Raw genomic sequence first — 7,244 nt, forward strand, 5'->3', positions numbered from 1 at the left:
CCGACAGGATGGATACAGTTATGCCGAGTTTTCAACCTTTGTCCACAGAATCACCGATTAGAGGCAACGCGATCGCGCTGATATCTGATATCTGACACCCCTTGGCTCAATCCCCAAATTGGACAAGGGCAATACAACTCTATTATTTATGTTTATGGCTGATTAGCCTTGCCTACCCTATATCAAATCACCATACCCACAAACCTTGCCCAATCTGAGTTACAAGGTTAATCACAACAAAATCAATTATGGCGGATCTTCCCAACAAACCGTGGACAATTTCATCAGCAGACCTATTTAAGAAACTAGATGTTTCTGCCGATGACGGACTCTCTGACGCCGAGGTGCAGCAGCGACGTGAACAATATGGCGCTAACCGTCTCAAAGAAGCTCAGCGTCGCGGACCATTACAAATCCTGATCGAACAGTTCAAAAGTCTGGTGATTGGGATTCTCGCCATTGCGGCAATTTTATCCTTTGCCTTTTCTCAGTGGATTGAGGGGATTGCTATTGTTTTTGCCATCTTAATTAACGCCGCCATTGGCTTTTTCATGGAATACCAAGCCGTGCGTTCCATGGAAGCGTTGCAAAGTCTGAGTAGCAGCAAAGCAAAAGTGCGCCGCCAAGGACAGATGCAAGAGATTGACGCGGAAAACTTGGTGCCCGGAGACATGGTACTCCTAGAAAGTGGAGATATGATTCCGGCTGATCTGCGCCTGACAGACTCCTCCCAAATGCAAGTAAATGAGTCCTCCCTCACGGGTGAATCCGTTCCTGTCAGCAAAACCACAGAACCCATAGAAGGGGATGTGGAACTTGCAGATCGCACTAATATGCTGTTCAAAGGCACCGCCCTGAGTCGTGGTTCCGGGGAAGGGCTAGTTGTAGCAACAGGAATGCAGACAGAATTAGGTCACATTTCTGAGTTAGCCCAAGAAGCCAGCACGGAGGAACGTACCCCCCTAGAAAAACGGCTGAACCAACTGGGACGTCGTTTGATTTGGGTCACTCTAGTTATTGTCGTCCTGATTGCCATTTCCGGCATTATCGTGGGCAAAGATATTCGCCTGATGGTGGAAACCGCCGTCGCCCTAGCTGTAGCCGCGATTCCCGAAGGATTGCCGATTGTCGCCACCATTGCTTTGGCGCGAGGAATGTGGCGTATGGCAAAGCGTAACGCCTTGATTAATAAACTAGCGGCGGTGGAAACCCTAGGGGCGACTAGTGTTATTTGTACCGATAAAACCGGAACTTTAACCGAAAACCGGATGACGGTGAGTCATATTGTCCTCGACTCCGGTGATGTTGAAATTAGTGGTGAGGGATTAGAACCCGAAGGGAAGTTCACCCAAGACAATAAAACCCTCAAACCCTTAGAGCATGACATTCTCCGCTTCGCCTTAGAAGTTGGCGTCTTATGTAATAATGCGGCATTGCAACCGGAAGACTCCAATGAAAGCCGAGTTGTCGGTGATCCAATGGAAGTTGCTCTGTTAATTGCTGGGGCAAAAGCTGATCTCCAGCGTGAAGAATTATTAGAAAAGATGCCCGAAGTGCGGGAAGAAGCGTTTGATCCCGACACCAAAATGATGGCGACGCTGCACAAAAGCAATGGTAATTATCGCTTTGCCGTTAAAGGCGCACCGGAAGCCGTCTTAGAGAACTGTACCCGTATCTTAACCCCAGAGGGTGAAAAAGAACTCCGCGATCGCGACTTTTGGAAGCAACGCAACAATGACCTCGCCGCGCAAGGGTTACGGATTCTGGCATTGGCACAAAAAACGGTGGATAGTGAAGATGCTCAACCCTACGAAGACCTAACCTTTTTAGGCGTCGTTGGCTTACTTGATCCCCCCCGCCAAGATGTACGGGCGGCAATTGAGGAATGTCAAAACGCGGGAATTCGGGTAATTATGGTGACAGGGGATCAACCCGTAACCGCCCGAAATATTGGTTTCGCTGTGGGCTTAACCGATAATGAACAAGCGGATGTGGTGCAGGGGAAAGACTTAAAAAGCCCCAAAGAATCCTCTCCCGAGGAACGTGAACGCTTAGTCAAAACCCCGATTTTTGCCCGGGTATCTCCAGAACAAAAATTGAACCTGATTACCTTGCACCAAGACGCCGGGGCAATTGTGGCAATGACGGGGGATGGGGTCAATGACGCCCCCGCCCTACAAAAAGCGGATATTGGTGTCGCCATGGGACAACGAGGCACCCAGGTGGCAAAAGAGGCGGCGGATATGGTGCTTCAGGATGATGCCTTTTCCTCCATTGTCGCGGCGGTGGAACAGGGGAGAGCGATTTTTAATAATATTCGTAAGTTCACGGTTTATCTGCTGTCGGGGAATGTCGGTCAAATTATTGCAGTCACCGCTACCTCGTTAGTGAATGTTCCCTTACCGATCTTGCCCCTGCAAATCTTATATCTGAATATCATTAATGATGTCTTTCCCGCCCTCGCCCTTGGTGTGGGTGAAGGATCTCCCACTCTCATGGAACAACCCCCTCGTGACCCCAAGGAGTCGATTATAACTAGACGTCACTGGTTCGCGATCGTGGGATATGGGCTAATCATCGCCGCGCCTGTTCTGGGTTCCTTTTACCTCGCATTCAACTGGTTAGGACTGGAAAAAAATCAAGCTGTTACTATTTCCTTTATGACTATTGCCTTTTCCCGGTTGTGGCATGTCTTCAATATGCGCGATCCTGGAGCAGGTGTACTGGTTAACGAAGTCACCCGCAATAAATACGTCTGGGGTTCCCTCATCCTTTGTACTGGATTCCTCGTCGCTGCCATTTATCTACCTATCCTCTCCGATATCCTGCAAACTCATGCCCCTAGTCTTCAAGGTTGGTTACTCATCCTGGGAATGAGTTTAGTTCCCTTAGTCATTGGGCAAATTGCCAAAATTATCGCCAAGTAGGGGTTTGGTTACCAAACCCCCGTGAAATGACTGACGATGAAATATGCCTCTTGAGGTAGATGTCAGCCCTAACGCTGCTATCCTAGGCTAAAGTGTTAAACCAGAAACTGAAAAATACTCAAAATAATGTGAAATTCACAAAAACTGTTTTTCAGATTTATCGGCACATTCACACACATAAAACTGGGAAACTAGGACATTAAATTGTCCCCAACCGTAACCTGAAACACAAGGAGAATAGGATGCCCAACAATACAGAATTCTTAGAAAAAGTCCAAAAGCAGGCTCACTTAGAAGACATCTACGACGCCCGCGATGTTACTGAAGTAGTGTTCCGCACCATGCGCGACTTAATGAACACAGATGCTTCAGATCGGGTAGAATCAGAATTGCGTCAAAACGATGACCCTGTACCGACTCCAGCCGAAGAACAGCAACAAGAAATTGCCGATCTTTGGAAAGATACCAATCCAGTTGTCAGCTTTCTGAGTCGAATTCGTCCCCCTCTCAATTTTGATGCTGATACCTTCTTGTTTCGCATCCGTCAAGAAGCCAGCTTGCCCAAAGGGGTCAGCCCAGAAACCGTGGTCACAGCTATCTTTTCCGCAACAAAAGACGAGTTGTCTCAGGAACGAATCAAAGAAATTGCTAGCTTTTTACCGCCTAAAATTCAGCAAATGTGGCAGCAAGCGTAGGGGTTTGGTAACCAAACCCTTAGGATGGGGCTTGAAACCCATTAATTCCGGTCATTTTTCATTTGTTTGAATGTGTAGGGGCGGGTTTTACCAATAACGCTGCGGTTCAAAGCACTAACTGACCTAAACCCGCCCCGACCAAGTCCGAGAATTTTGAATATTTAGGGAGAGGTCAAATCGGTAGTCAATTACCGTCGCACATCGGTTACGCGCCAACTCAGCTTGAAATTGAGCCAGAAATTCAATACCGTGACCGCCGCGATCGCGATTAACTTGGCAACATATTCATTAATACCAAAAACATTAAACAACAAATTCACGAGCGAAACATTGAGAAAGAGTCCAGCTAAACAGATCACATTGAACTTCAAAAATCGTTTAAACCGCTTGCGCCATCCCCGTTGATGTCGAGAAATATCGCCAAACGTCCATAAATCATTCCACAAGAAATTGTTGAGAATCGCGACTTCGGCTGACAAAACAGCACTGGTCGTTAGTCCCAATTCTACCTGCTCTCGCAGCAGATAAAAGATCGTCATATCCACAAACACTCCACTGAAGCCGACCAAACCAAAGCGAAGGAATCGACCAATAGGTCCTAGAGATAAACGTAAGCGCAGTAAGTGTTGTAAATACTCTACATACTGTTTCCAAGTAACCTTACTTTCACCCGCTTGACGCTCTTGAAAGACATAACCCACTTCCCCAATCCAAGGGACTCTTCCTCGACCCAAGACTTCAATTAAAATTTTGTACCCTAGAGGACTCAGAGGGCGACCGACTAAACATTGACGGCGCACCATAAAATAACCACTCATAGGGTCAGAAACACGTCCGACAACTCCGGGAAGTAAAATTAACCCAATGGTCTGAGCGCCACGAGATAAAAATCGGCGGATAATACTCCAATCACTGACGCCACCGCCTTCAACGTGGCGACTAGCAACGGCTAAATCTGCTCCCCGTTGGATCTCACCCCATAGCTGCAATAACAGTTCTGGGGGATGCTGGAGATCAGCATCAATCACACCCAAAACCTCTCCCCGCGCAACTTGCCATCCTCGGATCACGGCGGTAGACAGCCCCCTTTCATCAATCCGCCGCATGACTTGTAACTGAGGATAATCCGCCGTGAGTTCCAGCGCCACTTTCCATGTGTCGTCCGGACTATTGTCATCCACGACAATCAGTTCATAATCCCCCGCCAGTTGTGAATCGAGTAATTGGCTTAATTGTTCAACAATCTGGGGAATATTCTTCGCTTCTTTGTAAGTGGGAATAATGAGGGAAAATCGCAGAGGACGTTCTTCCGTTGTGGATAAGAAAGTAGTTAAATCCGAAACCACAAAAGAACCGGACGGAACAGAGATCAGCGAATTCGCGGGATTGATACTCATGGGCTGTTGTTCAATTTTGACTCAAGCGGCTTGATCGGATAGAGGACTGATTTGAGAATTCATCCTTCACCGTTCAGAACTTTGATAGAGGTGAAGGGTAAATTGGTCTTCTTCCATTGTTCCCACCAGTGGCTGTGTTTCTATCAATTGGTATTGGGATTTTAAAGTGGTTTGGATGTTTTGTTGAAACTTGAGTTTTTCTGCTTCTGTTTTAGGTTTTGACCAAACGGGATCGCCGCTATCTAACCAAATGACGCGAGAAAAGTTGCCCGTTTGAGTATTCAAGGTTTTCTCTAACACCGGAGCCAATTTCGCGGGGGCTTGCGCCAGTAAGGTTACGGGCAGATCTGAGGGAATATAATATGCCAAACGGAGGACGTGACCCCAAGCCTGAGAGTTCATGACGATTAAGGTGGGAGTGTTGGGTTCTTGCTCGATGATGTCGGCGATTTGATGGAACATCCTGCGATCGCGTAATGTGAAATCCCCGATACTGAGCACCAGATAGAACCCTAACACTAAAGCGGCGGCGAGGGGTCGCCATTTTCCCATTGTCCGCTCAATCCAAGCGGCGATTAAGAGCAGGCATCCGGGTAAAATAAAGATCATCGATCGCCCCCAGCCAAAGCCAACGGTAAACTGACCTTTGAGAATATCAATCGTTAACGCCAAGACAAGGGGAAAAATCCCCAAGAGCAACGCCACACCCAAAACCCGGTAGTGATGCTGACGCCACAGACTTATACTACAGACAACTAGGAGTGCGATCGCGCCTACCCCAGCGACAGTAGTACTCACCAGGGGCAAACTGGTAGCCCAATCTCCCAATACTAAATGAATTCCTAGGGTTTGTATCACCCCTTCTAGGTGTTTCCACACCGTTTCCATCCAGGTTTGAATTGCTCCAAACCGCTCTAAATCAGCATTCCGTAGCTGTTGTCTGGTTCCCCACCATACCCAGGGAATCGTTAATGTGATCCCCGCCGTAAACCGTAGTCCATGTTGCCACCAATGTTGCCGATCTAACCATAAAACTAAGACAACCAAGGCGGCAATAAAAAAGGCGAAGTAATAAAAAGTCAGGAAACCTGCGGCGATTGAACCGATGAAGACCAGATTCCATAAGAGTTTAGTGTATTTACCCGTACTCTCACTATCCTTGTGTTCCTTGTCCTGAAACGTCTTTTTGGGTTCAATCAATTCTAACGCCGCCCAAGCACTGAGAATCACCCACAGCAGCAGCGGACCATACATGCGTACATTGAGCGAGTGAAAGAGATAATAAGTATTAGTGCCTAAAAGAGCAGCTAATAACAAGCCCCCTTGATGACCCAGCAAACGACGACCTAAACCATAGGCGCTACCGATTGCACCGATACTGAATAGAGCGCCCAAGCTGCGCGTGGCGGCGACACTATTACCGAACAGTCGCAACCAAAGATGTTGACCCAGAAAAAATAGAGGCGGATGGGGTTCACCGGCTAATCCTTGGAGTAATTTTTTCAGGGTGGCTGGGATAGCACCGATACCGTTTTCTACAGGTAAACTTAGCAGTGGTGTATAGTCGGCTAAGGTAACAGGCAACTCCTTCGGCGTGGAATAGGAAGTTTTTTGACCCGTAGACAGCAGCAGGGACAATACCTCGTCGTACCAAAATTCTCGGCTACTTAGGTTAATTACCCTTAACAGCACCGCGATCGCAATCACGATCAGTAATGCCCAAGAAAATGTCCGGGAGAGTTTAGACAGGGGGAAACTTCGGCTCATCAGAGAGGGCGACAGAACAAGAGTAGGTTCTTTGCCAGTTTAAAACAGCTTGGCAACCTTTTTCTTCAGCTACATTAATCTTGACAAAAAGGGCGGGAGTGCAACATATCCTTGCGGGGAGTTTGTCGTGCGATCGCCCTGTAACTCGCCTGATTTGGCAATATAGCAAGGAATTAAGACTGATCCCCCTTCCGTCCCCCTTCAGAAGGGGGAGAGCAGAAGTTGCTTCGCTTTTTGTTTCATGGGGGAGACCAGAGGATGCGGGAGCTTTTTTTGCACGGGGGAGACCAGAAGTTACTTCGCTTTTTCTACTCCGGGGAAGCCAAAGGAGACGGGAGCATCTTGCTCCCTACTAGTACCCAATTTAAATGCATGAGAGCTTAAGCGTACTTTTTTCTCTCTAATATCCTCCGAACCTGTGAGCCACTTAACTGAATTCCTGTTTTTTCTTCTAAATA

4 protein-coding genes are annotated in these 7,244 nt (G+C 47.6%); 2 read left to right on the forward strand and 2 right to left on the reverse strand.

Annotated elements, in window-relative coordinates; all coding sequences use genetic code 11:
* Positions 1-248 precede the first annotated feature (248 nt).
* Both ACLGGO_RS34605 and ACLGGO_RS34610 read left to right on the forward strand, forming a co-directional pair.
* Positions 249-2,927, forward strand: a complete 2,679-nt coding sequence (locus tag ACLGGO_RS34605; RefSeq protein WP_446422712.1) for a cation-translocating P-type ATPase — start codon at positions 249-251, stop codon at positions 2,925-2,927.
* Between the two features lie 242 nt (positions 2,928-3,169).
* Positions 3,170-3,622 carry a DUF2267 domain-containing protein gene (locus ACLGGO_RS34610; RefSeq protein WP_446422713.1) on the forward strand — a complete coding sequence of 151 codons (453 nt, stop codon included), beginning with the start codon at positions 3,170-3,172 and terminating at the stop codon, positions 3,620-3,622.
* A 188-nt stretch (positions 3,623-3,810) separates the two neighbouring features.
* Here ACLGGO_RS34610 and ACLGGO_RS34615 read toward each other — a convergent pair whose 3' ends face one another.
* The gene (locus tag ACLGGO_RS34615) at positions 3,811-5,019 is read right to left on the reverse strand and encodes a glycosyltransferase (protein ID WP_446422714.1); all 1,209 of its coding nucleotides are present in this window, start codon (positions 5,017-5,019) and stop codon (positions 3,811-3,813) included.
* A gap of 66 nt (positions 5,020-5,085) precedes the next feature.
* Positions 5,086-6,786 carry a glycosyltransferase family 39 protein gene (locus ACLGGO_RS34620; protein ID WP_446422715.1) on the reverse strand — a complete coding sequence of 567 codons (1,701 nt, stop codon included), beginning with the start codon at positions 6,784-6,786 and terminating at the stop codon, positions 5,086-5,088.
* Positions 6,787-7,244: the final 458 nt, after the last annotated feature.

The organism is Coleofasciculus sp. (assembly GCF_046565525.1).
GTDB lineage: Bacteria > Cyanobacteriota > Cyanobacteriia > Cyanobacteriales > Coleofasciculaceae > Coleofasciculus.